We start from the raw sequence: 25,753 nt of genomic DNA, 5'->3' as shown, positions 1-25,753 counted from the left end.
CTTGACGATCGCGGCTAAAGTGAAGAAGCAGGATCATCGAACCTGCCGCCCCGCGCCTGGCTACGGGGCCACGGAGAGCGCTGCATGTCATTCAAGAAGCTGCTGATCGCCAACCGCGGCGAGATCGCCATCCGCATCGCGCGCGCGGCGGCCGATGCCGGGATTGCAACGGTTGCGATCCATCCGGCCGATGACGCGCTTTCGCTGCACGTGCGCGCTGCCGATGAGGCCGTCGAAATCCCCGGCCGCGGCGCCCGCGCCTATCTCGACATCGACGCCGTGGTGAAGGCGGCGAAAGGCGCCGGCTGCGACGCCGTTCATCCCGGCTATGGCTTCCTCAGCGAGAACGCCGCGTTCGCGAAGGCCTGCGCCGACGCCGGCATCGCCTTCGTCGGGCCGAAGATCGCGGCACTTGAACTGTTCGGCGACAAGGTCGCGGCGCGCCAGCTCGCCAAACGTTGCGGCGTGCCCATCATTGCCGGAACCAGCGGCCCCTCGTCGCTGGAGGAGATCACGGCGTTCTTCACTTCGCTCGGCAGCAACGCTGCCATCATGATCAAGGCGATGGCCGGCGGTGGCGGCCGCGGCATGCGCGTGGTGGAAAACGCCACCGATCTCGCGGAGGCTTATGCGCGCTGCCAGTCCGAGGCCAAGGCGGCGTTCGGCTTCGACGGCGTTTATGCCGAACGGCTGATCCGGCAAGCGCGCCATATCGAGGTGCAGATCATCGGCGACCGGCACGGCGCGATCTCTCATCTCTGGGAACGCGAATGCACCATCCAGCGCCGCCACCAGAAGCTGATCGAGGTGGCGCCGAGCCCTTCGCTGGGCGATGCGTTGCGCGGGCGGATCATCGAGGCGGCGAAACAGCTCGCGGCGGCGGCCTCTTACGACAATCTCGGCACGTTCGAGTTCCTGGTCGACGGCGGCGCTGACGACAGCTTCGCCTTCATCGAGGCCAATCCGCGGCTCCAGGTCGAGCATACCGTGACGGAAGAGGTGCTCGGGCTCGACCTCGTGCTCGCCCAGCTCGCGGTCGCCGCAGGCAGCTCGCTGGCCGCGCTCGGTCTGGCGCAAAGCGCAATTCCGAAGCCGCGCGGCTATGCCATGCAGCTTCGCGTCAACATGGAAACGCTGGACGAGACCGGCACGACCCATCCGACCGGCGGAGTGGTGGCCGTGTTCGAGCCGCCGTCAGGGCCCGGTATCCGCGTCGATAGTTTCGGCTATGCCGGATACAAGACCAGCGCCGCCTTCGATTCGCTGCTCGCCAAGGTCATCGTGCATACGCCGGGTGAAGCCTGGCACGACGTCGTCGCCAAGGCCTCGCGCGCGTTGCGCGAATTTCGGATCGATGGCGTCCTCACCAACATCGACTTTCTCCAGGCGGTGCTCGCCCATCCCGATTTCAGGACCAATCGCATTGCGACCGACTTCATCGACCGCAATATCGTCAAGCTCGTGGAGGCGGCGGATGGGGCGGCCAAGCCGCTCTACTTCGCCCCGACGGAACGAAGCGGGAGCGCTGCCGCCGAGGCGCACATCGCGCAGCAGGTGCCCGAGGGTGCCGTGATGGTCGCAGCGCCCCTGCAGGGCACCATCGTCACCATTCAGGTGAAGGAGGGCGAGATCGTGCGCCCTGGCCAGCAGCTCGCCGTGATCGAGTCCATGAAGATGGAACATCTGGTCATGGCCGAGCAGGGCGGCCGCGTCACGAAGCTTCTCGCGGGCGACGGTGCCACGCTGATGCATGGCGAGCCGATACTTTATCTGGAGCCGCTGGACGTCGCCGCCGACGCGTCGGCGGCGGAAGCCGATGTCGACCTCGATCACATCCGTCCCGACCTCGCCGAGCTGATCGCGCGCCAGGCCAACACGCTCGATGCGAACCGGCCGGCGTCGGTCGAGCGGCGCCGCAACACCAACCAGCGCACTGCGCGCGAGAATGTCGCGCAGCTCGTCGATGCCGGCTCGTTCATGGAATATGGCAGCCTCGCGATCGCGGCGCAGCGCCGCCGGCGCAAGCTCGACGACCTCATCAAGAACACGCCGGCGGACGGCCTCGTCATGGGCGTTGCCACGGTGAATGCCGACAAGTTCGGTGCCGAGGGTGGGCGTTGCATCGTGGTGGCTTACGACTACACCGTGCTCGCGGGCACGCAGGGCCACATGAACCACAAGAAGATCGACCGCATGCTGACGCTTGCGGAAGACTGGCGCGTGCCGCTGGTGTTTTACGCCGAAGGCGGCGGCGGTCGTCCCGGCGACACCGACCGGCTCGGCATGACCGGTCTGGACGGCCCGTCCTTCGTGCAGTTCGCAAGGCTCTCCGGTCTCGTGCCCGTGATCGGTGTCGTCTCCGGCTATTGCTTCGCCGGCAATGCCGCGATGCTTGGCTGTTGCGATGTCATCATCGCCACCAGGAACGCGTCGATCGGCATGGGCGGCCCTGCCATGATCGAGGGCGGCGGACTCGGGGTCTATCATCCGGCCGAGGTCGGTCCGGTCTCGTTCCAGTCCCCGAACGGGGTGATCGACATCCTCGTCGAGGACGAGGAGGAGGCGACGCGGGTCGCGCGGAAATATTTGTCCTATTTCCAGGGTGCGGTGTCGGAGTGGCAGGCTGCCGACCAGCGCCTGCTGCGCCGTGCCATCCCTGAGAACCGCCTGCGCGTCTACGACATCCGCAGCCTGATCGATCTGGTCGCGGACACGGATTCCGTGCTGGAGCTACGCCGCGACTACGGCGTCGGCATGATCACCGCGCTGATCCGCATCGAGGGCAAGCCGTTCGGGCTGATCGCCAACAATCCGCGTCACCTCGGCGGCGCCATCGATGCCGATGCCGGCGACAAGGCCGCGCGCTTTCTCCAGCTCTGCGACGCCTTCGATATCCCGATCGTCTCGCTCTGTGACACACCCGGCTTCATGGTGGGGCCGGAAGCAGAAAAGACCGCAATCGTGCGCCATGTCTCGCGGATGTTCGTGACGGGCGCGAGCCTCACGGTGCCGCTGTTCGGCATCGTGCTGCGCAAGGGCTATGGGCTGGGCGCGCAGTCGATGATCGGCGGCGGATTCCACGCCTCGTTCTTCACCGCCGCCTGGCCGACCGGCGAGTTCGGCGGCATGGGGCTCGAAGGCTATGTTCGCCTTGGCTTCCGCAAGGAGATGGAGGCGATCGCCGATCCCGTCGAACGCGAGACCTACTACCGCAACAAGGTCGCCGAGCTCTACGCCAACGGCAAGGCGGTCTCGATCGCGTCCGTGTTCGAGATCGACAACGTCATCGATCCCGCCGAGACGCGGCGCTGGATCATGGCGGGCTTGAGGTCCGTGCCAAAGCCGCCGATGAGGACCGCGAAGAAGCGGCCGTGTATCGACACATGGTGAGGGCGGTGCAGCAATTCTAGCTGAGTCCTCCCGTCCCGGTTCCCGATTGACATCCCCGCCTGTGGTGCCAGACTTTGCACAATAATACAGGGTGGAGGCGTCCGCGATGGCCAGCCTTTCGGCCTCGAACCATGTCGCCCGTGTCTTGTCCGTCGCCAATCATGTGGCCGACGTCGATGCCTCTTCGCGCATTGCCAATTCCTGGCGGCGCTGTCTGATCAGCCACAAGCTCGACCCTGCCCGTCAAGGGCCGCCACAGACGCTGACCGAGGCCGAGATCCGCCACGTGGCCGAGCCGCTGGAGCAGACGATCCGTCTCCTCACACCCGAGCTCGACGATCTCGCCCGCGTGCTGCGTGACGCCGGCTATTGTGTCAACCTGGCGGATGCGAACGCGACCATGCTGTTCAGCCGTCTGCCCGGCGAAGCCGACGCCAAGATGTTCATGGACTGGAAGATCTACACCGGCTCGAATTTCGCTGAAACGTTCGAGGGGACCAACGGGCTCGGCACCGCGCTTGCCGAGCAGAAGCCGATCCTGGTTCATCGCGACGAGCATTTTCGTGCGCAATGGCACATGTTCTCCTGCGCTGTGACGCCGTTGTTCGACGAGGCCGGCCGCCTCGCCGGCGCCGTCAACATCACGTCCTGCCGTGATGATCTCAGCCGCACCGCGCATCAGCTTGCGCTGGCCGTGACCATGCAAGCGGCGCGGCGGATGGAGGACGTGATCTTTCGCGACCGTTTCCGTAACGCCTGGATCGCGTCCGTGCCGGGGGACGGCGGCAGCGGCCTGCTCGCCTACGACGACGATCGCCGCATCGTCGGCGCCTGCCGTTCCGCGCGTGCCCTGCTGGGTCTCACCGACGGTATGATCGCATCCGGCATCGATCTGTCGCGCTACATCAAGTTCGATCATCCCGCGCGCAATGCGGACGACATCATCGAACTGCGCCGGGCCGATGGCAGTCCATTGGGGCGCGGGCATGTCGTGCCGCCGCGGCGGGCACGGCCGCCCATGCAGCGTCATGACATCCCTGTGGACCGCTTCGATGCGCTTTCTCGGCTCGCCGGCCGCGATCCCGGCCTGGTCAAAAGCGTCAAACGACTGAAAAGCATCGGCGATCACAATCTGCCGGTGCTGCTGCATGGCGAGACCGGCGTCGGCAAGGACGTGTTCGCGCGCGCCATTCACGCTGCGAGCAATCGTGCGCGTAACCACTACGTCGCGCTGAACTGCGCGGCGATGCCGGAAAGTCTGATCGATGCCGAGCTGTTCGGCTACGAGGCCGGCGCCTTCACCGGCGCACGGCGCGACGGCTCGAAAGGCCTGATCGTGCAGGCCGACGGCGGCACGTTGTTCCTGGACGAGATCGGCGACATGCCGATTGCGTTGCAGACGCGGTTGCTGCGCGTGCTGGAGAATCGCGAGGTCTGGCCGCTCGGCGCGCTGAAACCGGTGCCCGTCGACATCCGCCTGATCAGCGCCACCCACCGCGATCTCGGCCGCATGGCGGAACAGGGCGCCTTCCGCCCCGACCTCTACTTTCGCCTGCGTGGCATGGAGGTGCGATTGCCGGCGTTGCGTGAGCGCGCCGACAGAGACGTTATCATCCGCCAGATCGCGCGCGAGGAAGCGCCGGACTGCCGCCTCTCGGATGAGGCCTGGTCGTTGCTCTCGGCCTATCCGTTCCCCGGCAACATGCGCCAGCTCCGCCACGTGCTGCGGCTCGCTGGCTGCACGGCGGAGGATGGTCTGATCACCGACGCCGATCTCGATCTGCCGCCGTTTGGCGGCCGTGCGGCAGAGTCGGATTTGGCGGCAGCTGAGCGCACGACGATCGTCGAGGCGTTGCGCAAGCACGATGGCCGCGTGAGCGAAGCGGCGCGCGCGCTGAAGCTCAGTCGTGCGACGCTCTATCGCAAGATCAAGCAGCTGAAGATCGAGACGGCGCAGTAGCGACAGACAATTTGCAAAGCGGTGCGCTTTCTTCCCCTCTCCCCTTGTGGGAGAGGGTGGCTCGCCGCGAAGCGGTGAGACGGGTGAGGGGTTCTCTCGCCGCGCGATTCTGTTGCTGTTGAATTCGCTGAAGCAGACCCCTCATCCGGCGCTTCGCGCCACCTTCTCCCACAAGGGGAGAAGGAAGGGCGCACCGAACTTGTTGCGCCCTTACGAAAAATCGCTCCAGCTCAGGTGCCGCGAGTCGAGATCGCCGACGGTGACGGTGCCGCGGATTTCGTGAGGGACGTGGAAGCTGCTGCGCAGGTAGACCAGCGGCGCGACCCCGTCCGAATGCGACACGCCGCGCACCTCGCCGACGAAGATCGAATGCGTCTTGGTCTCGAACTCCTGCGTCAGCACGCAGTCGAATGCGGCCACCGCATCGCTCAACACCGGCGCGCCGGTTACGCCGCGCGTCCATTGCCCGAACCCAAAGCGGTCGTCGCCATTGACACCCTTCTGGCCGCTGAAGGTGAGCGCGAGCAGCGCATGATCCTCGTGCAGGAAGTTGATTGCGAAGGCGCCTTCCTCGCGGATCCGCGCGTGCGCGCTGGCGTTGCGGTTGACGCAGACGATCAGTGACGGCGGATTGTCCGACAGCGAGCAGGCCGATGTTACCGTCAGTCCGGTGCGCTTGCCGTGCTCGGCGCCCACCGTGACCAGGGCGACCGCGCCGGCGCATTGGCGCATTGCCTGCTTGAAATCCTTCGCATCGACGCTCACGCCGAAATCTCCGAAACGAGTGCGGGTGCGGCACGATCGCGCCGCACCCGCCTCCGGTCAAGCCGCCTTGCGCGCGGAGCCGAGATGCTTCAGGCGCGGCATCACCTCGTTCTTGAGCAGCGACAGCGAGTGGTGCCAGGCTTCCGCCTTGTGCTTGTAGTCGAAGCCGAAAACCAGCAGCACGCCGAAGCCGCCGACCTCGTCGTAGATCTTCTCGATCTTCTCGGCGACGGTCGCGGGCGAGCCGACAATCCAGTTCCGCTTGGCGCAATATTCGACGGTGACGTCGCTATCGGGCACGTCGGGTGCGTGCTTCAGATAGTCCTTGAAGCCGAAATGGCCGAGCAACGGCAGGAAATATTCGCTCATCATCCGGCCCATCATGTCGCCGGTCGAGAGCTTCCATGCTTCTTCGTCGGTATCGGCGACGAACACCTCGCGCACCAGCCGCCAGTCCTGCCGGTTCGGCTTGCGTCCGGTCTTGGCGGCGCCGATCTCGACCGAATCCCAATGGCTGCCGACATAGGCCGGGTTGAGGTTGAGGCTCATCGGGATGAAGCCGCGTTCGCCCGCAAGCTTCAGCGTGTCCGAGTTCTTGGACAGCCCGGCGACGCCGATCGGCGGATGCGGCGCCTGCAGCGGCTTGATGTGCGGCTTGAGGAAGTCGAACATCGTATCAGGCTTGGTCACGGTCCAGTACTTGCCCTTGTAGGTGAAGGGCGCGGGATCGGACCAAAGCTTCAGGATGATCTCAAGCGCCTCGCGCGTCATGTCGCGGTTCTGCCCGCTCATGCCGTCGACGTTGAACATCGCCCAGTCGCTCGGCAGGCCCGAGGCCGCGACGCCGAAATTGAGCCGGCCCTCGGAGAGGTGATCGAGCATCGCGACGCGGTTGGCGAGCTCGGCCGGGTGGTGATAGGGCAGCAGGAACCCGCCCGGGCCGATGCGCAATGTCTTGGTCTGCATCAGCGCCTGTGCGATCAGGAGGTCCGGCGTGGGATTGGGTTCCCAAGGCGCGGTGTGGTGCTCGCCGACCCAGGCCTCCTGATAGCCGAGCTCGTCGAGCCAGCGCATCACTTGCAGGTCCCAATCCTGTCCTTCCTTCAGGCCGCACTCCGGCGGGTGCGAAGGCATCGTGAAATAGCCGATCTCCATGGTTTCCTCATCTGATGTTGACGCGTCTTGCTGCGCGGTTCACGGACGTGAGCGGAGAGATTTGAGCAAGCGGTGTGCCAGTGCGGCGGCGGCCCGCGACCGGCGAAAAAACGCTGGTTTGCGGCGGCAATAGCCGATATCCCGGGGACGATTTGCGAGGCCTCGTCTCATTGTCGCGAGACGGTGTCTTGCCGATGAGACGAGGACAGTTTCGAGATGACCGAACCCGCCTATGTCGCGGTGGACTGGGGCACCAGCAGTTTTCGCCTGTGGCTGGTTGATCGCACCGGCCGTGTACTGGCCGAGCGACGCAGTGATGAGGGGATGCTGGCTGCGGCCAAGGCCGGCTTTGCCGGCGTGCTGCAATCGCATCTTGCCGCCGTCGAAGCGCCGGATCATCTGCCCGTACTCGTCTGCGGCATGGCCGGCGCCCGCACCGGCTGGGTCGAGGCCGGCTATGTTGACACGCCGGCGCCGCTCTCCGCCGTCCTCAAGCAGGCCGCGCGCGTGCCGGGTCAGACGCGCGATATCCGCATCCTGCCGGGTATTGCACAACGCGACGCGAACGCGCCGGACGTGATGCGCGGCGAGGAGACCCAATTGGTCGGCACGCTCGGTCTCGATGCCGCAGGCGAGGCGCTGGTCTGCATGCCCGGGACCCATTCGAAATGGGTCCATGTGAAGGACGGCACGGTCGCGCATTTTTCCACCTTCATGACCGGCGAGCTCTTCAGTGTGGTCTCGCGCGAGACGATTCTGTCGCTGGCGGTGGCCGGGGCCGATGATGCCGAAGATGTCGCGAGCTTCAAGGCGGCGGTGATCGCTGCATTCAACGCGCCTGCGTTCACGGCCAATCTCCTGTTCGGCGCGCGATCGCGCCAGCTTCTGTTCGGCGGCACGCCGGCCGAGGCCCGTGAGACGCTGTCGGGCACGTTGATCGGCGTCGAGCTGGCGGCCGGGCTCTCCGGCACCGTACCGAAATCCGGCATGACCTTGATTGCATCGGGGCGGCTCGCGATGCTGTACCGGCACGCCTTCGAGGCGCTGTCGGTCGCTGTGACGTCGGTCGATGCGGATGAAGCGGTCCGCCGTGGCCTGTCCATGGCGGCTGCGTCGATCTGGACCAAGTAGAAGGAGCCTCGAGATGAGCATTCCCTTTCCGCCGATGAAGCGTCCGTTGGTGGCGATCCTGCGCGGTGTGAAACCGGAGGAGACCGAGGCCATCGTCGGCGTGCTGATCGAGGCCGGCATGACCGCAATCGAGATCCCGCTGAACTCGCCAGATCCGTTCCGCTCCATCGCAGCAGCCGTGAAACAGGCGCCGGCCAGCGTGCTGATTGGGGCCGGCACGGTGCTGACCACTGCGGATGTCGATCGTCTCAACGACGTCGGCGGCAAGCTGATGGTGTCGCCGAATGTCGACACCGGCGTGCTGGCGCGCGCGCATCAGCACGGCATGGTCACGATGCCCGGCGTGTTCTCGCCGACCGAAGCGCTGCTTGCGGCGCGCTCCGGCGCGTCAAGCCTGAAATTCTTTCCGGCGAGCGTGCTTGGTGCGTCCGGCATCGCCGCGATCCGCGCCGTGTTGCCGGCCGGCGTCATGATCGCAGCCGTCGGTGGCGTGTCCGACCAGAATTTTGCCGAGTACATCAAGGGCGGCGTGACGGCGTTCGGGCTCGGCTCCAGCCTCTACAAGCCCGGCATGACGGCGGGGGATGTCGCCACCCGTGCCAAGGCAACAATCGCGGCCTATGATCGGGCGATTGCGCAGGACTGAGCCGCAATAAACAAGCCGTGATGCGAACGGCCGCGGTGACGAGGTGCTCGATCTCGCGAAGACGAACTTGTTGCCGCGCTAGCCCCGCTTCACCGAGGGCACTGGCAGCCGCTCGTGCCGGCGTCGGAAGCGCTGCCAGTGCAGCACGATGCCGATCAGCATGGCGGGCACGAAGCCGAGCGCGATCAGGAAATGCGGCAGTTGCTTCGGCGAGATGAGGGCAATGCCGATGTCCGAGATCAGCCAAAGGGCTGCGAACATCACCGCGAAATCCGTGCGCGGGCAGCGCAGATAGTAGAACACGGCGGTGATGATGATGGCGGGACCGATCGCGATGGCGATCAGGACGGCCGTCAGCTCCTTCGGCGTGACGGCATCAAGCACCATCGACGCCAACAGCCACAGCGCGGCGAACATGGCGACGATGTCGATCGGATGCCGCAACCCAATACCTCTCGCGGGAACGCGCTATCGTTGGGTCCTATGCCCAGGCCGTCAAGTAAAATACGCCTATTCCTCGTGGTTTCCAGGCGTCGGGCGCAGCATGAGATGACCGAAGGCGGAGGCGATCGGCTTGTCCGGATCGTCCTGCCAGGCCCGCGCCTCGAAGGCGACGATACGCCGGCCCTGTTTCACGATGGAGACGTTGGCAAAGCTGTCGAGGGCGCGGCCGGAGCGCAGGTAATTGACGGTCAGCCCGATCGGCTTCGGCAACGCCGCGATCCCGAGCTCGCGCCTCACGCCGACGATCGCCGTGGTCTCGAGGAAGGCGCCGGTCATGCCGCCATGGATCGCGGGCAGGATCGGATTGCCGATGATCACCGGCGAGAATGGCATGGTCAGCGTGCCGTCGTCGTTGACGCGAATGCCGAGGCAGCGCGCGAACGGGCTGTTGGCGAACGGGCCGTCCGGATCCTCCGGCGCCTCCAGCGTCGGGAAGCTGCGCGAATCCATCCCGCGGTCCGCGAGCATGTTGGTGCGGTTGGCGCCGACCATGAAGCAGGCGGTGGCGGTCGCGACCGGATCGTCCTCGGACTCCTGATACGCCGTGGAGCGCACGAAGGCGATCGAGCGGGTGGTGCGGTAGCAAACCGAATGCGCCTTGATGTCGAGACCGGGCGTCGCCGGCTTCTGATAGTCGATGCGCAGGTCGAGCGTGGCGATCGCGCGGGTGCCGTCCAGTGCGAGCTGCACCGCCATGCCGCAACTCTCGTCCAGCATCGCGGTGACGACGCCGCCATGCAGCACGCCGGTCTCGGTGTCGCCGACGAAGACGGGGCGGTAGGGCAGGCTCGACCAGGCTTCGCCAGGCGCGAACCGATCGAGCCGAAGCCCGCTGAACTGGCCGTAATCGGAATGGCGGCCCTTGACGGCCTCGGCGAGTTCCTCGAACGGAATCGCAGTGGTCTGTGACGTTGACATGGTGATGTTCTAGACCAGTGATCGCTGCTGCGCAAAACCCCGCCTGCTTTGCGTACGGCGCGGCTACCCGGGCCGGTTTGGCCTCGACAGCGCGCTCCGAAGCAACGATGGTGGGCGTTCGTCCACTGCCCGCGAGGAGTATCCCATGGTCGACCCCGAAACGCCCGTCACCACCGAGGGGCCTGTCACCATTTCGAGCTCGAGCTCCGAGCGGGCTCCGATCATCTATTTCGACGGCGCCTCCTGTTTCGGCCACCACAACGGCGCGATCCAGATCGAGCTCGCCGCCAACCTGCTGATGCCGGTCGGCGCCGCCGTCAGGGTCGACGTGGTCCAGACCGCACATCTGCGCTGCAGCGTGGCCGCGGCGCTGGCCTTGCGCGAAGCGCTCGACAAGGCGCTCGCGATGTATCAGCAGGGCCGGCAGCAGCCGACGGAAGAGATTCCGGCAGTGAAAAACTAAACTTGTCAGCACGCGATCGCATCTCGATGCGATCGCCGCTCACGCGTGTGCGACATGCACCTTCGGCTTCTTGCCGCCGTTCCACTTGCCGTCGAGCGCGCGCTCGATCTGGGCGGCGAGTTGCAGAAGCAGGCCGTCATTGGCCTGCTTCGCAAGCGCCTGAATGCCGAGCGGCAGGCCATGCTCGTTGCTCGCCATCGGCATCGAGATCGCCGGCATGCCGCAGAGATTGGCGAGCGGCGTGAAGGCGAAGTTACGCCAGAGATTGCCGAACCAGTCGAGCACGTCCGGATTGTCGGAGATGGTGAGGTATTCTTTCGTGCCGACCTTCGGCGTCGGTAGCGCGGTAATCGGTGTGAGGATGACGTCCCATTGTTCGAAGAAGCCGCCGAAGGCGCGTGAGGTCGTGTTGAACACGCCTTGCATCTTCGCCCGCTCGGCGAAGCTCGTATGTCGGCCGGCCTCCCAGATCCGGATGTTGACCGGCTCGACCAGCTCCTCGGGCGGCCGCTCCAGCCCGCGCGCGGCGAGCATGTTAGAGATCACCACGGCAAAATTGCTGATGTAACAGGTGGTCTGCGCCGCGAAGGCGGCGCGGAAGTCGAGCTCGGGCAGCGCATAGTCGACGTGATGGCCGAGTCCTTCGAGGAAGCGGCCGGTCTTCTCGAGCTCGGCGGCGATGTGCGGGGTTGCGGTGTAATCGCCCCATGTGTGCGACAGCGCGATGCGAAGCTTGCCCGGATCGCGCTTGATCATTTCGGAATAGGGCTGCGCGGTGGTCCAGAACGGCATGAACTCGCCGGGCGCGGGCCCGCGGGCGTGGTCGACGAACGCGGCGGTGTCGCGCACCGAGCGTGACTGGCAGCCCTGGATCGAGACCAGACCCGTGAGGTCGGACATGTGCGGAGCAAGTGAGAACACGCCGCGCGAGACCTTGAGGCCGATATTGCCGTTGACGCCGGCAGGAATGCGGATCGAGCCGCCGCCGTCGGTCGCATGCGCGATCGGAACCACGCCAGCCGCGACCATCGCGGCGCTGCCCGCCGAGGAGCCGCAGGTGGTATAATCGGTGTTCCACGGATTGCGCGTGACATAGACGGCCGGATTGTCAGCGGAGCTGCACACGCCGAACTCCGGCGTGGTGGTGCGGCCGATCAGGTTCAGTCCGGCCTGGCGTAACTTTCCGGTCAGGAAGGTATCGGCGGCGGCGCGATTGCCGCGCATCAAGAGCGAGCCCATCTCCTGGAGCCGCCCCTTCATGGTCGGGCCAAGGTCCTTCATCAGGAAGGGCAGGCCCGCGAACGGGCCGCCGAGATTGGCGCCGTCCTTGGCCGGATCGGCAATCACGTCCTCGAACAGCTCGACCACGCCCGACAGGGTTGGGTTGACCTTGGCGACGCCGGCGGCGGCCTGGCGCGCCAAATCCTTCGCAGTCAGCTCGCCCTTGCGGACGCGCGCCGCCAGTCCGACGCCGTCGTGCTGTGCCCATTCATTCCAGCTCATCGGCAAAGTCATGAAACCCAGATCCTCTTGATGTGGCTACCTTCCTTTCGCAAGGCACCGCCTGAATCAACTGAGCCGGCGCGAGGGGCAGGGTTGCGCCGGGCGGAGAGGTCACCGCCTCAATTCGAGAGCCTAGCGATCGCTGCAACCGGGCCGCCGCCGGGAGGCCCCTGGTGCTCGGCGCCGCCGGAGACGTAGACCGCGCCTGTGCCGGCAAGGCCGGCGATCAGTCCGCCGACGGCCGCACGGGCGTGGCGCGTCGAACTGATATCGGTATCCTCCAGCATGGTGTGGCGAAAGCCGCGCACGCTGCCGTTCGGCGAGGCTTCGGCCTTGGCAAAGATATTGACGAGTTCGCGGTCCGCTTTTGCCTGCGGCGCGATGCCGAGACCGACGCTCTTCAACGCGGACATCACCGCTGCGGAGTCGATGGCGTCGCTCATCACGGCGTGTCCGATCTCGAATTCGCTCGCGGACGATGCTGAATTGCCGAGCACGATGACGACATTATGCATCAGCTCGATCCCGGACGAGGTCGAGGCCACGTTCGAGAACAGATCGTAGCGCCGCAGCACGTCTTCGTCGTGGATCGCTGGTGCGACCTCGCCGAGCGCCACCGCCACCCCGAGCGCGGAGGCGCCGCGCGAATAAGCCATCGAGCTGTAAGAGCTTGTCGTCACCGTCTTGTTGCCGCGCGCCGCTGCGGCCTCGACGCGATCGCTGGTGAGCAGCGGGCACTTGATCTGCACGAAATGGACGTCGGCGGGATCGGCGATGCCGGCATCCTCCATGGCCGCGTTGACCGCGTTGGCCGTCTCTGCGATCTGCGCGAAGCGTCCGAGCTCTTCGGGCAAGAAATCCCTTGTATGCGCCATGCCGATGCTCAGGCGCTTGCCCGGGATGTCTGCCGGCCGTGCCTCGGCTTCTTCGCGCGTGAACACCGTGATATGCGGGCTGAGCACGCCCTCGGTGCCGCCGGACATCACAAAGGCGATGCGCTGCTCGACCTCGTCCGCCGACAGGCCAAGCCCTGGCGCCAGTGCTGTGCACAGCGCCGCGACCGCGTACTCACGGGTAAAATCATTGACACCGCCATTGCCCTCGGTCTTGCCGAGGATGGCCAGGATGGACGCCGGGTCAATCGCGCCGGAGCCGATCATGGCCATCAGCCCGGAGACGTCGCCGGGACCCTTGGTAGCGATCCTGATGACGCCAACCGATGTGGTACGCATAGTGGTCCTCGTGTGGATTCAGGAGTCCGGCGAACAAAACAGCCGCTGAACTGGAGCGGCTGTCAAGCCAGAAGCCTCACTCGTCACCGTCACCCTGAGGCGCGAGCAGGTCGGTGCGCAGCACCGAGCAGCGAGCCTCGAAGGGCGACGGCCCGGCTGCACCCGGCCGTTCATCCTTCGAGGCTCACCATGGTGCGCGTTGCACCCCATGGTTCGCACCTCCGGATGACGGGGCTGCCATCTTGGTCGAGGCAAGTGGAAGCGCCCACACCCCCACGATTGTGGCGAGATCGCATCGCTTCGGCAAAAAAAACCTCTGTCGACGGTTGCGCGCCGCACCTTGATGAATCAACCTCGGTTGGTCCATAAGCGGCGTCCCGCGGCCGGTTTCGGTTCGCGTTGCGTGCTTGGACAGAGGGATTCTCGCGTGGCGAATATCAACCAGAAAATTGCGCAGGAGCTCGGGGTTCGAGCGGAGCAGGTCGAGGCGACGGTGACGCTGCTCGACGGCGGCGCCACGGTTCCCTTCATCGCCCGCTATCGTAAGGAAGCGACCGGTGCGCTCGACGACGCGCAATTGCGCACGCTGGAGGAGCGTCTGGTCTACCTGCGCGAGCTCGAAGATCGCCGCAGGGCCATCCTCGAGTCGGTCCGCGAGCAGGACAAGCTCGATGCCGCGCTCGAGACCAGCATCCTCGCCGCCGACAGCAAGGCGCGCCTCGAAGACATCTATCTGCCGTTCAAGCCGAAGCGCCGCACCAAAGCCGAGATCGCCAAGGAAGCCGGCCTCGAGCCGCTCGCCAACCAGCTGATGGCTGAACCCACCAACGATCCGAAGGTGGTGGCGGAGACCTTCGTCCACGCCGAGAAGGGCGTCGCGGACGCCGCGGCTGCGCTCGACGGCGCTCGCGCCATCCTGGTCGAGCGTTTCGACGAGGACGCCGACCTGATCGGCGCATTGCGCGAAGAGGTGTGGACCAATGCGCGCATGGTCTCCAAGGTGCGCGAGGGCAAGAAGACCGAGGGCGAAAAGTTCGCCGACTATTTTGAATTCTCGGAGCCGCTGACGAAACTGCCGTCGCACCGCATCCTCGCGATGTTCCGCGGCGAAAAGGAAGAGATCCTCGACCTCCAGATCCAGGCCGAGGCCGAAGCGCCGCCGGCCGGCGTGCCGGGCGCCTATGAGCTGAAGATCATGAAGCGGTTCGGCATTGCCGACCTCAAGCGGCCAGGCGATCGCTGGCTGATCGACACCGTGCGCTGGGCCTGGCGCACCAAGATCCAGGTGCATCTCAACATCGACCTGCGCATGCGGCTGTGGAACGCGGCGGAGACCGAGGCCGTGCGCGTGTTCGCCTCCAATTTGCGCGACCTCCTGCTGGCCGCGCCCGCCGGCACCCGCGTCACCATGGGCCTCGACCCCGGCTTCCGCACCGGCGTGAAGGTCGCCGTGATCGATGCCACCGGCAAGGTTGTCGACACCGCCGTGATCTATCCGCACGAGCCGCAGCGGCAGTGGAACGAGTCGCTTGCGATTCTCGGCAAGCTCGCGCTGAAGCATCGCGTCGAGCTGATTGCGATCGGCAACGGCACCGCCTCGCGCGAGACCGACAAGCTGGCAGCCGATCTCGTCAAGGGCCTGGCTGAGCTGAAGATGACCAAGATCGTGGTGTCGGAAGCCGGCGCGTCGGTCTATTCGGCCTCCGCCTTCGCGTCGCAGGAATTGCCCGATCTGGACGTCACCCTCCGCGGTGCGGTTTCGATCGCGCGTCGGCTCCAGGATCCGCTCGCCGAACTCGTCAAGATCGAGCCCAAGGCGATTGGCGTCGGCCAGTATCAGCACGACCTCGGTCAGGCCAAGCTCGCCAAGTCGCTCGATGCCGTGGTCGAGGATTGCGTCAACGCGGTCGGTGTCGACGTCAATACGGCGTCTGCGCCGCTGCTCGCCCGGGTGTCGGGCGTCGGCTCCGGCCTCGCGCAAAGCATCGTGCAGCATCGCGACGCCAACGGCCCGTTCAAGTCGCGCAAGGCGCTCAAGGAGGTGCCGCGACTGGGGCCGAAGGCGTTCGAGCAGTGCGCGGGCTTCCTGCGCATCCTCGGCGGCGAAGACCCGCTCGACGCCTCCGGCGTGCATCCGGAATCCTATCCGGTGGTGCGCCGTATCCTTAGCGCGACCAAGAGCGACATCAAGGCTCTGATCGGCAGCACCGAAATCGTGCGTACGCTGAAGCCCAAGGATTTCGTCGACGAGACGTTTGGTCTGCCGACCGTCACCGATATCCTGCGCGAACTCGAAAAGCCGGGCCGCGATCCGCGTCCGGCGTTCAAGGCCGCGGTGTTCATGGAGGGCGTCGAGGAGATCAAGCATCTCAAGAAGGGCATGATCCTCGAGGGCACCGTGACCAACGTCGCGGCGTTCGGCGCCTTCGTCGATATCGGCGTGCACCAGGATGGGCTCGTGCACATTTCGGCGATGTCCAGGACCTACATCAAGGATCCGCGCGAGGTGGTGAAGCCGGGCGATATCGTCAAGGTCAAGGTGCTCGACTTCGAGGTCGCGCGCAAGCGCATCTCGTTGACGCTGCGGCTTGACGATGAGGTCGGGGACAAAAAGGATGCACCCGGCATGCAGCGCGACAATTCGCGCAACACCACCCGCATGACCTCGTCGGCGCCGCGCAAGCCGGAATCCTCCGGCGGCGGTGGTGCACTCGCCGAGGCGTTGCGCAAGGCTGCCGAGAAGAACAACGGCAAGCGCGCGTGAACTCTTAACCTCTCCCCGCTCCTTGCGGGGAGAGGTCGGAATTCGCGCGCAGCGCGGATTCCGGGTCAGGGGCCGGGCAAGCTTTTGGCCGGGTCAATCGTCCATCCGACTCCCGCGTGTCGTAGTTCCAACCCAAATCGTGTTCGTGGAAACAGCCCCTCACCCCACCCTCTCCCCGTAAGAACGGGGCGAGGGTGTGAGAGAGCTCGGATACCCTAACTTCCGCGTCAGAATCTGGCGCATTTGTAAGTTGAAGGTGAGCGCGCATTTTCCTCATCTGATCCTCTGGAGCGGCGAGACCTCGCTGCGACAAGGAGGACTTCAGATGAACAACAGGCTTCTCACAGGCATCGTCGCGGCGGCCATGGCTGCCGCGCTGGCGGTCGCGTCGCCCGTGCTCGCCCGAGGTGGAGGTGGAGGTGGAGGCGGCGGCGGCGGTCACGGCGGCTTCGGTGGTGGTGGCCATTTCAGTGGCGGCGGCATGCACGGCGGCGGCTTCGGCGGCGGCATGCGCGCTGGCGGCTTCGGCGGCGGCATGCATGTCGGCGGCATGGGCGGCGGCGCGCACTTCGCTCATTTCGGCGGACCGGCTTTCGGTGGGGCCCGCTTCGCACATGCGGCGATCGGGCCGCGCTTCGCCGGCTCCGGCTGGCACGGCAGGCCTTTCATCGGCCGCCACGCGTTCTTCTTCCGTCATCACCGTTTCCACCGCTTTGCCGTCTTCGGCGCCCCCTTTGTCTACGCCGGCTACAACGACGGCTGCTGGCGCAGGAGCTGGACGCCCTATGGCTGGCAATGGGTCAATGTGTGCGGGGATAGTTGGTACTAGCATCGCCGGACCGCACCATTGTCGCGCTCGCCACCGGGCAGTTCCGCTCAGCCCCGGAACGGGATAGTCTGGTGGCGATCGTCGCGCGGAGTTTGCCATGACCGGAGATCACCGTCGTATCCTGGTCGTTGAGGATGATCCGGAAACCGCAGGCCAGCTCGTCGAGGAGCTGACGATTTCGGGCTATGATGTCGATCTCGCCGCGACCGGCCGCGAGGCCCTGAGCCACGGCGCCGCGCGCGATTATGCCGTGATCACCATTGACCGGATGCTGCCCGATATCGACGGCATCACCGTAATGCGGCAATTGCGCGACGACGGTATCGCTGCTCCCTTCCTGATCATCTCCGCGCTGGGCGAGGTCGACGATCGCGTGCGCGGCCTGCGCGCCGGCGGCGATGACTACCTCGTCAAGCCGTTCTCCTTCGTCGAACTTCTTGCGCGTCTCGAGGCCCTCGGCCGCCGCAGTGAGACCATCGCCAAGGACACGCTTTTGCGGGTCGGCGATCTCGCCATCGACCTGATCGCACGCAATGCCAGCCGCCGCGGCCGTAAAATTCCGCTGCTGCCGCGCGAGTTTCAGTTGCTCGAATATCTCGTCCGCAACGAGGGCCGCGTCGTCTCCCGCGCGATGCTGCTCCAGCATGTCTGGGATCTGCATTTCGATCCCTCCACCAACATCATCGACGTTTATGTCGGGCGCGTCCGTCGCAAGGTCGACGATGCCCAGGCCTATCCGCTGATCCACACCATCCGCGGTATCGGATATTGCATCCGTGCTCCTGGCTAAGACGCTTCTTTCGTCGACCTTCCGGCTGGCGCTGATCGCGATCGCCGCGTTCGGGCTGATCGTCGCGGCGATCATGGCCTATGTCTATCTCGGCACGCTCGCTTATGTGAGGAGCCGTGTCGGCGATGCCGGCGATCACGACGGTTTCACCGCCATGATCGAGCTTGCGATGATCGCGGTTGCCGTGCTGCTTGTGGTGCTGGCCGGCCTCGCGGCCGTGCTGGTGACGCGGCGCACCGTGGGACGGATCGAAGAGATCAATGCCGCCAGCCGCGCGATCATGCTTGCCGGCCTCGACCAGCGCATCCCCTTGCGCGGCAGCCACGACGAATGGGATCGCGTCGCCGAAAACCTCAACGAGATGCTCGATCGCATCGAGACGCTGATGGGTGAGGTCAAGCAGGTCAGCGATAGCGTCGCCCACGATTTGCGTACGCCGCTGACCCGCATGCGCGGCCGGCTGGAAAAAGCCTATCACGCTCCGCGCGATGGCGAGGCCGATGCGGCGCTGATCGGCGACGCCATCGCCGATCTCGACGCCGTGCTCGGCATGTTCGCCTCGATCACGCGGATCTCGGAGATCGAGACTCGCGCGCGCAAGAGCGCCTTTCGCGCGCTCGACCTTGCAGAGATCGCAGGTGAGGTCGTCGAGCTCTACGACGCCGCCGCCGAGCAGGTTGCCGCCCGTCTCAGCCTCGGCGGCGACCACGCGGTGGCGATCACCGGCGATCGCGACCTGCTGTTCGATGCCATTGCCAACCTGGTCGACAACGCGATCAAGCACGGCCGTGCGGGCGGACAGGTGACCGTCACCTGCCGCAGCGCCGGCGACGGCGCGATGATCGCAATCGCCGACGATGGTCCGGGCATTGCCACTGAGGAGCGGGATCACGTGTTCAAGCGCTTCTACCGGCTCGAACAGAGCCGCTACACCCCGGGCAACGGCCTGGGCCTCAGTCTGGTCGCGGCGGTTGCTCGCCTCCATGGCGCCGAGATCGCGCTGCATGACAATGCGCCGGGCCTGACGGTCCGGCTGAGCTTCCCGCCCTGCCTGGCCTAGAGCTCGATCACGCCGCGGCGCGCGGCATGCGCCACCGCATCGGTGCGGCCGGTGGCATCCAACTTGTCGAGCAGTGACCCGACATGGAATTTCACGGTATGCACCGAGATGTTGAGCTGACGCGCGATCATCTTGTTGGATGAACCTTCCGCCATCAGGGCCAGTACGTCGAGCTCGCGCTGCGTCAGTGCGATGTCTTCGGGCATGCTGCGGGGGTCGCGGGCGACCACCGTCGCGGCGGCTTGTTCGCCGGGCGCGGCGAGGCGAAGCCCGGCGACATTGCCGAGCAGCGTGGCCAGCCGATCGGCGAGGGCGGGATCGTCGATCTGCAGCGACAGCACGATCTCGGGCGTGTTGCCCTCGCTCACGCCTCCGGCCTCTCACCGACCGTGACCTTGAAGCTGGCCGGCTCGCCGCCGCGGCGCACCGCGACGTCGACCACCGAACCGACGCTCGCGGGTCCCAGCGTGCGCGACAGCGCGCGCACGCCGGAGAGCTTCTGGTCGTTGACCGCCACGATGACATCGCCCTGGCGGATGCCGGCCGCAGCGGATGGGCCGGTCTTGTCGACATTCATCACCATCGCGCCGACGCCGTCGTCGAGCCGCACCGGCTGGAGCCCGAGGCCGAGATATCCGCGAGCAATGTGGCCGCGCGTCTCGAGCTGGGGCGCGACGCGCTCGATTGTGGCTGTCGGAATGACGAGCACGCGCCTTGGGCCGAGCACGGCCATGCCGAAGGCCTCGCCCAAGGCATCGAGTGCAAGGCCGCCCTCCTGGCCGGGACGCAGGCGAACGTCGAGCTCGATCCGCGCATCGATGTCGCCGCCGCGCAGGCTGCGCCAGCTCTTGCCGGACAGCGATACCATCCCGAGCGCCGCGCTCGGCGCGTCGCGATGGGTGGCGACGACGACCGACAACGTGCCGAGGGCAGGTACGGTTTCGGAGAGCTTGACCGGGGCGATGCTGGTATCGGCGCGCAGCAGCGCGATGTCGGTGGTGTGGTCGCGGCCGACGATCGTGGCCGCAGCCATGCTGCCGTCGGCAAGGACGATCTGGACTTCGCCCTCGTCGGCCAGCGCCTCGTCGGCGGTGACGATCAGGCCGGGCTTCCAGACGAAGCCGGTTGAGCGGGAGCGATGCGAGTGCACGGAGACAACGGACGGCGCTACGCGCGCCACGACGTCCGCGAGCGCGGACGATAGCGAAGACAGAGGGGTGGGGGCGGTCATGGCAAGCTCCTGTAAATTGCCCTCAATCTGGGATGTCGCGGTCGATTGCGAAACTGGCCGGGTGGCCAGGACACCGCCCCGTAAGACCACGGCCGACGAACATGTGATTGGGAGCTGCTCACGGGAACGTGTAGCAATCGCCAGATTGCGCCGCACGGCCTCCACCAATTTTCAGCGAGTCCTGACCGATGACCATCGACCTCACCCGCCGTACCCTGCTTCAACTCGCCGGCGCCACCTCGTTGGCGATGGCCGCCGCGGCCGCGGCCCGGGCCGAGGGCATCGCGCAGGGCGGCGGCCCGACCTATGCCAGCCGCACGCCGATGCGAGTCGGCATGGTGACGCTCCGGGTCAAGAATCTCGACAGGGTGGCGGACTACTACCGCGACGTGATCGGGCTCGGCGTGATGGAGCGTTCAGCGACCGCCGCCACACTCGGCACCGACGGGATCGCGCTGCTGGTGCTGGAAGCGCGTGCCGACGCTGCGATCGAGCCGCGCAATGCCGCCGGGCTCTACCACACCGCGTTCCTGATGCCGACGCGCAAGGATCTCGCGCGCTGGCTGGTGCATGCGGCCTCGCATCGCGTGTCGCTGTCGGGTTTTGCCGATCACCTCGTCAGCGAATCCGTCTATCTCGATGATCCCGAAGGCAACGGCATCGAGGTCTATGCCGACCGCGATCCGTCGCAATGGCAGTGGAGCGAGGGCAGCGTGAAGATGGCGGCCGATGAGCTCAACATTCCCGACCTGCTGTCGCTGACCAATACGCGCGTCCCCGACTACGCCAAGGCGCCGGACGGCCTGCGCGTCGGCCACATGCATCTGCGTGTCGGCGATCTCGCCCAGGCCGAAGGCTTTTACCATGGCACGGTCGGCCTCGATCCGACGCGTAAACGCAACGGCGCCGCCTTCCTGTCGTCCGGCCGCTATCACCATCACCTCGGCATGAATGTCTGGCAGAGCGAAGGTGCCGGCCAGCGCGACGATTCCATGACCGGGCTCGCCTGGTTCTCGCTGGTGACGGAGAAGCAGGATCTGCTCGCTGCCCAGCAAGAGCGTCTGCGCAAGGGCGGGGCAAAGGTCACGGCGCTCTCGAACGGCGTCGAGGCCGTCGATCCCTGGGGCACGCGCGTGCGTCTGCTCAAGGTGTAAGCGAGCAGCTCAGAGCTCGCGATAGTCCCGCTCGCCGGACTCGGGCCGCATGAACACGGCGACGCGTTTGTTGGTCTCGGGGTCGATGAAGCGTTCGCCGGTGTCGACCCAGCCGGGCCCGATCGGCTGCTTCGAGGCCGGCTTATAGCGGGTGTCGTAGATCAGGCTCGCGATCAGGCCGATCCCGACGAATGTCAGCGGCACTCCGAACGGCAGGAAATGGCCGACAATGAGCAGCACGATTGCGATCAGGAGCGCCGCGATGCCGATCGTCAGGGACATGCTCCCATCCCTAGTGTGCCGCCGGCTCGATCACGACGGCCGTTCCGTAAGCAACGATCTCGCTCATGTTCTGGCCGATCTCGGCGGAATCGAACCGCATCATCACGATCGCATTGGCGCCCATCGCGGTAGCGTTCTCGACCAGGCGATCGATGGCGTGGCGGCGCGCGTCCTCCAGGAGCCGTGTATATTCCGGAATCTCGCCCCCGACGATCGAACGCAGGCCGGCGACGATATTGCCGCCAAGCCCGCGGCTGCGAACGACGATGCCAAAACACTGGCCCAGCGTCCGGACCACGCGGTGGTTCGCGACGTTCTCGGTGGTGACGATCAACATGTGGCTTCCCGATGTTTGCCTCGACCCACGTTAGTCCGCCGACGCGACACGTCGGTTCATCCCGAGGCTTGCTTGCCGGCCAATGGGGGCCATGTTAGCACCGGACAGGTGGCGTGGGCCGAGCTGCCCCCCAAAAATTCCGGATTATTCCCCGACATGCCCCAATTTCACGGCGTCTTCCCCTATCTCGTTTCGCCCGTCGATGCCGACGGCGCGGTGCGGACCGGCGTACTCGCAAAGCTCTGCGACGATCTGATCAGTGCCGGCGTTCACGGGCTGACGCCGCTCGGCTCGACCGGCGAGTTCGCCTATCTCAATGCCGCGCAGCGCACCTCCGTGGTGCAGACTACGATCGAGGCTGCAAACGGTCGCGTGCCGGTCGTGGCCGGGGTCGTCTCGACCTCGACGGCGGACGCGGTGGCGCAGGCGCAGGCCTATCAGAAGCTCGGCGCAGACGGCATTCTGGCGATCCTCGAGGCCTACTTCCCGCTCGCCGATGCCCAGGTTGAATCCTACTTCCGCAGCATCGCGGATGCCGTCGACATCCCCGTCGTCATCTACACCAATCCGCAATTCCAGCGCTCCGACCTGACCCTCGACGTGATCGCGCGGCTCGCCGAGCATCCGCGCATCGGCTACCTCAAGGATGCCTCGACCAATACCGGCCGGCTGCTCTCGATCATGAACCGCTGCGGCGATCGCCTGCGTGTGTTCTCGGCCTCCGCCCATATCCCGGCCGCGGTAATGCTGATCGGCGGTGTCGGCTGGATGGCGGGCCCGGCCTGCATCATTCCGCGCCAGAGCGTCGCGCTCTACGACCTCTGCAAGGCCGGCCGCTGGGACGAGGCCATGGCGCTCCAGCGCAGGCTGTGGCGCATCAACGAGACCTTCGCCCGCTTCAATCTCGCGGCCTGCATCAAGGCGGGGCTTGCGCTCCAGGGCTACGACGTCGGCGATCCCGTGCCGCCGCAGGCGGCGCTTAGCGCCGAGCAGCGCAAGATCGTGGAAGCGGCTTTAGCCGAGCTCTCTCCGTAGTCGTCATGGCCGGGCATAGCCGTCCGAAGGACGGCGTCGCTTTCACTTGCCTACGCCCGGCATCCACGCGCCTTCACACGAAAAGAACGTGGATGCACGGGACGAGCCCGGGCATGACGAAATCGTGGACATCCCGCCCAAAACCGCGGCTGGTCTCGCCTGCCTCGATCCGCTAAAAGGCAGCCCGATTTGAAAAGACCCTGAGGACCCCACGGAATGAACATTCTTCCCGGCAATTTGCGTTTCGGAGCGGGACAGCCCGTCAAGCGTTTGGAAGATCAGCGGCTGCTCACCGGGAAGGGGCAGTTCATCGACGACAAGCCGGAGGACGGCGCGCTGTGGTTGCACGTGCTGCGCTCGCCGCATGCGCACGCGAACATCGTCTCGATCGACATCAGTGCAGCGGCCGGCATGTCCGGCGTCACCGCCGTCTACACCGGCGCCGATCTGATCAAGGACGACGTCGGCACCCTCCCGACGCTGAGCATCTTCAAGCGCCCGGACGGCAAGCCGATGACGGTGCCGCCGCGGCGGCTGCTCGCCCATGAGGTGGTGCGCTACACCGGCGAGGCGGTGGCGGCGGTAGTGGCTGCGTCACGTGCAGAGGCCCAGAGTGCGGCCGAAGCGATCGTCGTCGAATACGACGTGCAGCCCGCGGTCGTCGACCCCGTCGAGGCTGTGAAGCCCGGTGCGCCCGTGGTGTGGCCCGAGGCGCCCGACAACATCGTCGGCGCCATGAGCTATGGCGATGCCGCCAAGGTGGATGCTGCGTTTGCCAACGCCGCGCACACCGTCGAGCTCGATCTGGTCAGCCAGCGCCTGGTGCCCTCGGCCATGGAGCCGCGCTCGACCATTGCCGAGATCGACAAAACGTCCGGCCGCCTGCTCCTGCATTTGCAGTCGCAGACGCCGGCCTCGACCCGCGACTTGCTGGCGGAATCCGTGCTGAAGCGCCCGAAGGACAGTGTCCGCGTGCTGGTCGGCGACATCGGCGGCGGCTTTGGCCAGAAGACCAGTCTCTATCCCGAAGACGGCATCGTCGCCTACGCCGCGACCAAGCTGAACCGGAAGGTCCGCTGGCGCGGCGACCGCACCGATGAATTCGTCGGTGGCACCCACGGCCGCGATCTCACTTCGACCGCCTCCTTCGCGCTCGACGACAAGGGCAAGGTGCTCGCCTATCGCGTCAAGTCGATCGGCTGCACCGGCGCTTATTCATCAGGTACAGGCAATATCATCCCGCTGGTGCTCGGGCCGTTCGTGCAAACCGGCGTCTACGACCTGCCGCTAGTGCATTTCGAGGTGAGGTCGGTGATGACCCACACCGCGCCGGTCGGCGCCTATCGCGGCGCGGGCCGCCCGGAGGCGGTGTTCATCGTCGAGCGCCTGTTCGACGCCGCCGCGCGAAAGATCGGCATGGATCCGCGCGCGATCCGCAAGGCGAACTACATCAAACCGGCGCAGCTGCCCTATACCAACGCAGCGGGCCAGGTTTACGACTCCGGTGCGTTCGCGCACATGCTCGATCGCGCCGTGAAGCTTGCAGACTGGGACGGCTTCGTCGCGCGCAAGAAAGCGGCGAAGAAGAAGGGCCTGCTCTACGGCCGCGGGCTGACCTCCTATATCGAATGGACCGGTGGTCGCGCCCACACCGAAAAAGTCAGCCTGCACGCGACCTCGGAAGGGCGCGTTATCCTGCATTCCGGCACCATGGCGATGGGGCAGGGGCTGCAGACCACCTATACCCAGATGATCTCCGACACGCTCGGCATCCCCATGGACAAGATCGATGTCGTGCAAGGCGACACGGATCTCGCCATGGGCTTCGGCAGCGTCGGCTCGCGCTCGCTGTTCGTCGGCGGCACCGCGGTTGCGGTCTCCTCCAACGATTTGATCCAGAAGGCGCGCGAGAAGGCGGCGAACGTGCTCGAGACCTCGATCGAGGACATCGAATACCAGGGCGGCATGCTCACCGTGGTCGGCACCGACCGGCGCATCAGCCTGTTCGATCTCGCCGAGAGGGAGAGCGGCGCGAGGCTCAGCGTCGATTCCGAAGGCGAGGTCGACGGGCCGAGCTGGCCGAACGGCACGCATATCTGCGAGGTCCAAATCGATCCCGAGACCGGCGTCTCCAAGGTCGTGCGCTATACCACGGTCGACGACGTTGGCGTCGCCGTGAACCCGATGCTGGTGACGGGCCAGATCCACGGCGGCGTCGCGCAGGGCATCGGCCAGGCGCTGTATGAAGGCGTCTCGTACGATGCCGACGGTCAGCTCCTCACCGCGAGCTACCAGGACTATTGCATTCCGCGTGCCGACGACGTGCCCCCGCTCGTGGTGACGCTGGACGAGTCCGCACCCTGCCGCACCAATCCGCTCGGCGCCAAGGGCTGCGGCGAATCCGGCGCGATCGGCGGTCCGCCCTGCGTCACCAACGGCGTGATGGATGCACTCGCCGAGCTCGGCATCACCCAGCTCAACACGCCCCTGACGCCGCAGAAGATCTGGAAAGCGATCCGGGAGGCGAAGGCGGCGGGTTAGTTATAGCCCGCGCTGTTGCGGCAGTCTCCCACGTCGTTCCGGCGAAGGCCGGGACCCATAACC

At 66.0% G+C, this 25,753-nt stretch carries 22 protein-coding genes; 12 read left to right on the top strand and 10 right to left on the bottom strand.

What is annotated here, in order from left to right:
* Positions 1-84: 84 nt before the first annotated feature.
* Positions 85-3,390, top strand: a complete 3,306-nt coding sequence (locus tag AC0L2O_RS29470) for an acetyl-CoA carboxylase family protein (protein WP_473372205.1) — start codon at positions 85-87, stop codon at positions 3,388-3,390.
* Between the two features lie 106 nt (positions 3,391-3,496).
* Entirely contained in the window at positions 3,497-5,350 is a 1,854-nt protein-coding gene (locus AC0L2O_RS29465) for a sigma-54-dependent Fis family transcriptional regulator (RefSeq protein ID WP_473372204.1), read from the top strand.
* 210 nt (positions 5,351-5,560) lie between these two features.
* Here the strand turns inward: AC0L2O_RS29465 and AC0L2O_RS29460 are convergent, their stop codons facing one another.
* Positions 5,561-6,115, bottom strand: a complete 555-nt coding sequence (locus tag AC0L2O_RS29460; protein ID WP_473372203.1) for a flavin reductase family protein — start codon at positions 6,113-6,115, stop codon at positions 5,561-5,563.
* A 57-nt stretch (positions 6,116-6,172) separates the two neighbouring features.
* A complete protein-coding gene (locus tag AC0L2O_RS29455; RefSeq protein WP_473372202.1) occupies positions 6,173-7,270 on the bottom strand; it encodes an LLM class flavin-dependent oxidoreductase in 1,098 nt (365 codons plus the stop codon).
* 216 nt (positions 7,271-7,486) lie between these two features.
* Here AC0L2O_RS29455 and AC0L2O_RS29450 point away from each other — a divergent pair, with 216 nt between their 5' ends.
* Both AC0L2O_RS29450 and AC0L2O_RS29445 read left to right on the top strand, forming a co-directional pair.
* Complete coding sequence (locus tag AC0L2O_RS29450) at positions 7,487-8,401, top strand: 2-dehydro-3-deoxygalactonokinase (RefSeq protein ID WP_473372201.1); 915 nt, start codon at positions 7,487-7,489, stop codon at positions 8,399-8,401.
* A 13-nt stretch (positions 8,402-8,414) separates the two neighbouring features.
* Complete coding sequence (locus AC0L2O_RS29445; RefSeq protein ID WP_473372200.1) at positions 8,415-9,047, top strand: 2-dehydro-3-deoxy-6-phosphogalactonate aldolase; 633 nt, start codon at positions 8,415-8,417, stop codon at positions 9,045-9,047.
* 78 nt (positions 9,048-9,125) lie between these two features.
* Here the strand turns inward: AC0L2O_RS29445 and AC0L2O_RS29440 are convergent, their stop codons facing one another.
* Both AC0L2O_RS29440 and AC0L2O_RS29435 read right to left on the bottom strand, forming a co-directional pair.
* On the bottom strand, positions 9,126-9,491 hold the full coding sequence (locus AC0L2O_RS29440; protein WP_473372199.1) for a hypothetical protein: 366 nt from the start codon (positions 9,489-9,491) through the stop codon (positions 9,126-9,128).
* A 66-nt stretch (positions 9,492-9,557) separates the two neighbouring features.
* Positions 9,558-10,469, bottom strand: a complete 912-nt coding sequence (locus AC0L2O_RS29435) for a PaaI family thioesterase (protein ID WP_473372198.1) — start codon at positions 10,467-10,469, stop codon at positions 9,558-9,560.
* A 145-nt stretch (positions 10,470-10,614) separates the two neighbouring features.
* On the opposite strand from AC0L2O_RS29435, the gene AC0L2O_RS29430 reads away from it, so the two are divergent.
* A complete protein-coding gene (locus tag AC0L2O_RS29430) occupies positions 10,615-10,932 on the top strand; it encodes a hypothetical protein (RefSeq protein ID WP_369721181.1) in 318 nt (105 codons plus the stop codon).
* A gap of 39 nt (positions 10,933-10,971) precedes the next feature.
* Here the strand turns inward: AC0L2O_RS29430 and AC0L2O_RS29425 are convergent, their stop codons facing one another.
* Together AC0L2O_RS29425 and atzD are read right to left on the bottom strand one after the other, a co-directional pair.
* The gene (locus AC0L2O_RS29425) at positions 10,972-12,447 is read right to left on the bottom strand and encodes an amidase (protein WP_369721182.1); all 1,476 of its coding nucleotides are present in this window, start codon (positions 12,445-12,447) and stop codon (positions 10,972-10,974) included.
* A gap of 107 nt (positions 12,448-12,554) precedes the next feature.
* Positions 12,555-13,667: a cyanuric acid amidohydrolase gene (gene atzD, locus AC0L2O_RS29420; RefSeq protein WP_473372197.1), complete on the bottom strand. Its 1,113-nt coding sequence runs from the start codon at positions 13,665-13,667 to the stop codon at positions 12,555-12,557.
* A gap of 427 nt (positions 13,668-14,094) precedes the next feature.
* Between atzD and AC0L2O_RS29415 the strand changes: the two genes are divergently transcribed.
* The 4 genes from AC0L2O_RS29415 to AC0L2O_RS29400 all read left to right on the top strand — a co-directional run bounded on the left by AC0L2O_RS29415 (position 14,095) and on the right by AC0L2O_RS29400 (position 19,110).
* Positions 14,095-16,431: a Tex family protein gene (locus tag AC0L2O_RS29415; RefSeq protein WP_473372196.1), complete on the top strand. Its 2,337-nt coding sequence runs from the start codon at positions 14,095-14,097 to the stop codon at positions 16,429-16,431.
* 325 nt (positions 16,432-16,756) lie between these two features.
* The gene (locus AC0L2O_RS29410) at positions 16,757-17,260 is read left to right on the top strand and encodes a hypothetical protein (RefSeq protein ID WP_473372195.1); all 504 of its coding nucleotides are present in this window, start codon (positions 16,757-16,759) and stop codon (positions 17,258-17,260) included.
* A gap of 97 nt (positions 17,261-17,357) precedes the next feature.
* Positions 17,358-18,050 (top strand): response regulator transcription factor, encoded by a 693-nt coding sequence (locus AC0L2O_RS29405; RefSeq protein WP_369721186.1) that lies wholly within the window; start codon positions 17,358-17,360, stop codon positions 18,048-18,050.
* Positions 18,037-19,110 (top strand): sensor histidine kinase, encoded by a 1,074-nt coding sequence (locus tag AC0L2O_RS29400; RefSeq protein ID WP_473372194.1) that lies wholly within the window; start codon positions 18,037-18,039, stop codon positions 19,108-19,110. Before AC0L2O_RS29405 ends, AC0L2O_RS29400 begins: the two co-directional genes overlap by 14 nt.
* Here the strand turns inward: AC0L2O_RS29400 and AC0L2O_RS29395 are convergent.
* Positions 19,107-19,478: a response regulator transcription factor gene (locus tag AC0L2O_RS29395; RefSeq protein ID WP_369721188.1), complete on the bottom strand. Its 372-nt coding sequence runs from the start codon at positions 19,476-19,478 to the stop codon at positions 19,107-19,109. The genes AC0L2O_RS29400 and AC0L2O_RS29395 overlap by 4 nt on opposite strands.
* Positions 19,475-20,341, bottom strand: a complete 867-nt coding sequence (locus AC0L2O_RS29390) for a S1C family serine protease (protein WP_409190441.1) — start codon at positions 20,339-20,341, stop codon at positions 19,475-19,477. Before AC0L2O_RS29390 ends, AC0L2O_RS29395 begins: the two co-directional genes overlap by 4 nt.
* A gap of 188 nt (positions 20,342-20,529) precedes the next feature.
* On the opposite strand from AC0L2O_RS29390, the gene AC0L2O_RS29385 reads away from it, so the two are divergent.
* The gene (locus AC0L2O_RS29385; protein ID WP_473372193.1) at positions 20,530-21,495 is read left to right on the top strand and encodes a VOC family protein; all 966 of its coding nucleotides are present in this window, start codon (positions 20,530-20,532) and stop codon (positions 21,493-21,495) included.
* A gap of 9 nt (positions 21,496-21,504) precedes the next feature.
* On the opposite strand, the gene AC0L2O_RS29380 is transcribed toward AC0L2O_RS29385, so the two are convergent.
* Together AC0L2O_RS29380 and AC0L2O_RS29375 are read right to left on the bottom strand one after the other, a co-directional pair.
* Positions 21,505-21,777 carry a hypothetical protein gene (locus AC0L2O_RS29380; protein WP_473372192.1) on the bottom strand — a complete coding sequence of 91 codons (273 nt, stop codon included), beginning with the start codon at positions 21,775-21,777 and terminating at the stop codon, positions 21,505-21,507.
* Between the two features lie 10 nt (positions 21,778-21,787).
* Positions 21,788-22,114, bottom strand: coding sequence for a YbjQ family protein (locus AC0L2O_RS29375; RefSeq protein WP_409190440.1), 327 nt, complete (start codon positions 22,112-22,114; stop codon positions 21,788-21,790).
* A 156-nt stretch (positions 22,115-22,270) separates the two neighbouring features.
* Between AC0L2O_RS29375 and AC0L2O_RS29370 the strand changes: the two genes are divergently transcribed.
* Together AC0L2O_RS29370 and AC0L2O_RS29365 are read left to right on the top strand one after the other, a co-directional pair.
* The gene (locus AC0L2O_RS29370; RefSeq protein ID WP_473372191.1) at positions 22,271-23,149 is read left to right on the top strand and encodes a dihydrodipicolinate synthase family protein; all 879 of its coding nucleotides are present in this window, start codon (positions 22,271-22,273) and stop codon (positions 23,147-23,149) included.
* 216 nt (positions 23,150-23,365) lie between these two features.
* Complete coding sequence (locus AC0L2O_RS29365; RefSeq protein WP_473372190.1) at positions 23,366-25,690, top strand: xanthine dehydrogenase family protein molybdopterin-binding subunit; 2,325 nt, start codon at positions 23,366-23,368, stop codon at positions 25,688-25,690.
* Positions 25,691-25,753: the final 63 nt, after the last annotated feature.

It is taken from the genome of Bradyrhizobium sp. Kon10, assembly GCF_055807395.1.
The sequence above is the reverse complement of the archived record's forward strand: the minus strand, read 5'-3'. Positions and strand labels throughout refer to the sequence as shown.

Bases quoted from the DNA above. Each gene is read 5' to 3' on its own strand.
- AC0L2O_RS29405 (WP_369721186.1), top strand. From the start codon at position 17,358: ATGACCGGAGATCACCGTCGTATCCTGGTCGTTGAGGATGATCCGGAA.
- atzD (WP_473372197.1), bottom strand. From the start codon at position 13,667: ATGCGTACCACATCGGTTGGCGTCATCAGGATCGCTACCAAGGGTCCC.
- AC0L2O_RS29365 (WP_473372190.1), top strand. From the start codon at position 23,366: ATGAACATTCTTCCCGGCAATTTGCGTTTCGGAGCGGGACAGCCCGTC.
- AC0L2O_RS29370 (WP_473372191.1), top strand. From the start codon at position 22,271: ATGCCCCAATTTCACGGCGTCTTCCCCTATCTCGTTTCGCCCGTCGAT.
- AC0L2O_RS29470 (WP_473372205.1), top strand. From the start codon at position 85: ATGTCATTCAAGAAGCTGCTGATCGCCAACCGCGGCGAGATCGCCATC.
- AC0L2O_RS29430 (WP_369721181.1), top strand. From the start codon at position 10,615: ATGGTCGACCCCGAAACGCCCGTCACCACCGAGGGGCCTGTCACCATT.
- AC0L2O_RS29445 (WP_473372200.1), top strand. From the start codon at position 8,415: ATGAGCATTCCCTTTCCGCCGATGAAGCGTCCGTTGGTGGCGATCCTG.
- AC0L2O_RS29385 (WP_473372193.1), top strand. From the start codon at position 20,530: ATGACCATCGACCTCACCCGCCGTACCCTGCTTCAACTCGCCGGCGCC.
- AC0L2O_RS29410 (WP_473372195.1), top strand. From the start codon at position 16,757: ATGAACAACAGGCTTCTCACAGGCATCGTCGCGGCGGCCATGGCTGCC.
- AC0L2O_RS29450 (WP_473372201.1), top strand. From the start codon at position 7,487: ATGACCGAACCCGCCTATGTCGCGGTGGACTGGGGCACCAGCAGTTTT.
- AC0L2O_RS29390 (WP_409190441.1), bottom strand. From the start codon at position 20,341: ATGACCGCCCCCACCCCTCTGTCTTCGCTATCGTCCGCGCTCGCGGAC.
- AC0L2O_RS29380 (WP_473372192.1), bottom strand. From the start codon at position 21,777: ATGTCCCTGACGATCGGCATCGCGGCGCTCCTGATCGCAATCGTGCTG.
- AC0L2O_RS29465 (WP_473372204.1), top strand. From the start codon at position 3,497: ATGGCCAGCCTTTCGGCCTCGAACCATGTCGCCCGTGTCTTGTCCGTC.
- AC0L2O_RS29435 (WP_473372198.1), bottom strand. From the start codon at position 10,469: ATGTCAACGTCACAGACCACTGCGATTCCGTTCGAGGAACTCGCCGAG.
- AC0L2O_RS29425 (WP_369721182.1), bottom strand. From the start codon at position 12,447: ATGACTTTGCCGATGAGCTGGAATGAATGGGCACAGCACGACGGCGTC.
- AC0L2O_RS29455 (WP_473372202.1), bottom strand. From the start codon at position 7,270: ATGGAGATCGGCTATTTCACGATGCCTTCGCACCCGCCGGAGTGCGGC.
- AC0L2O_RS29375 (WP_409190440.1), bottom strand. From the start codon at position 22,114: ATGTTGATCGTCACCACCGAGAACGTCGCGAACCACCGCGTGGTCCGG.